The organism is Moorena sp. SIO3I6, assembly GCF_010672095.1.
The window spans coordinates 1-1,054 of sequence record NZ_JAAHHU010001711.1; the positions used below are offsets into that span (position 1 = coordinate 1).

The 1,054-nt window shown below is 39.2% G+C and carries 2 protein-coding genes; both read right to left on the reverse strand.

The features are described 5' to 3' along the window. A partial coding sequence (locus tag F6K49_RS52515; RefSeq protein ID WP_293111037.1) for a hypothetical protein occupies positions 1–195 on the reverse strand: 195 nt, incomplete at its 3' end. Between the two features lie 80 nt (positions 196–275). Beyond that, positions 276–677 (reverse strand): hypothetical protein, encoded by a 402-nt coding sequence (locus F6K49_RS52520; RefSeq protein ID WP_293111039.1) that lies wholly within the window; start codon positions 675–677, stop codon positions 276–278. Between the last annotated feature and the right edge of the window lie 377 nt (positions 678–1,054).

The following is a 1,054-nucleotide window of genomic DNA, read 5'->3' on the forward strand; positions in this document are numbered from 1 at the left end:
GTGGGCATTGCTGAGCTTGATCATGATTGAACCCCGATAAATTAAATGGGCAATGCCCACCAATACCCTTAAATCTTTGGGTGGGTAAAGTAATGGTGAATTCGGATAGGATTGGGGGTTAGAAAGCAACAATGGGTACCCTGGTTGGTGGGCATTGCTCAGATGAATTTGGGCAGGGTTGGGAGTTGGTTTCAAGCAATGCCCACCCTACAAAAGCTTAATTCTTAATTCTTAATTCTTAATTCTTAATTCTTAATTCTTAATTCTTAATTCTGTCAACCTTCTTCAACTTTCGAGCAGAGTTGATTCAATAACTCTTGTGGAATTGCCTCAAAATTTTCCAAGAGAAAATCCATTAAGGCCAGATGGTATAAGGAATCGGAAGAAGGAGATTTATAGCGAGAACTTTGAGCGAGCCAACTGTTAACAGCGTAAGTTGAGCGGCAGCAGATTTGAGCAATGTCTTCTTGGTTAACTTGCCATTTCCAATAAAACTCCCGAGGAGTCATGGATAGTCGGCAGAAGCTGTATAGGTTTATCAAGATTCGCTCTCGCTCAGTGATGGCACGAGGCATTGAAAGTGGGCGTGTAGATTGGCACTGGGCAATTTGGGCAAGGCGGTCTAGGGCTCGCTGACACTTAATCAGATGATCAGTTGAGCGTTTTTTTGGCATCATGGAATTACCTCAAACATAGTGTTTGCTTGGGGATATAAGCCGCGCTTCCAGGTGGCAAGCTATAAGCGCGGCTTTTTGTCCAAGAATCTTATCGAAATAGCGGACATTTTTATTATTACTAATATCTTGTAAAAAGTCAATGGTATTTTTAATATTTAATATTTATTTACATTTTATAAAAATGAATAATTTTGGATTTTATAGATAAGAATTAGTTATTTTGTTAGGTAATTTTTGATTTTTAATATAAACATCATAGGGTGGGCATTGCTAATGTGAATTCCGGAAGAATGGTAGGGTGGGGATTGCTGATAACTATCAAAATTGTTCCCTGATAAAATAAATGGGCAATGCCCACCAAGACCCAAGACTCGTAG

Bases quoted from the DNA above. Each gene is read 5' to 3' on its own strand.
- F6K49_RS52520 (WP_293111039.1), bottom strand. From the start codon at position 677: ATGATGCCAAAAAAACGCTCAACTGATCATCTGATTAAGTGTCAGCGA.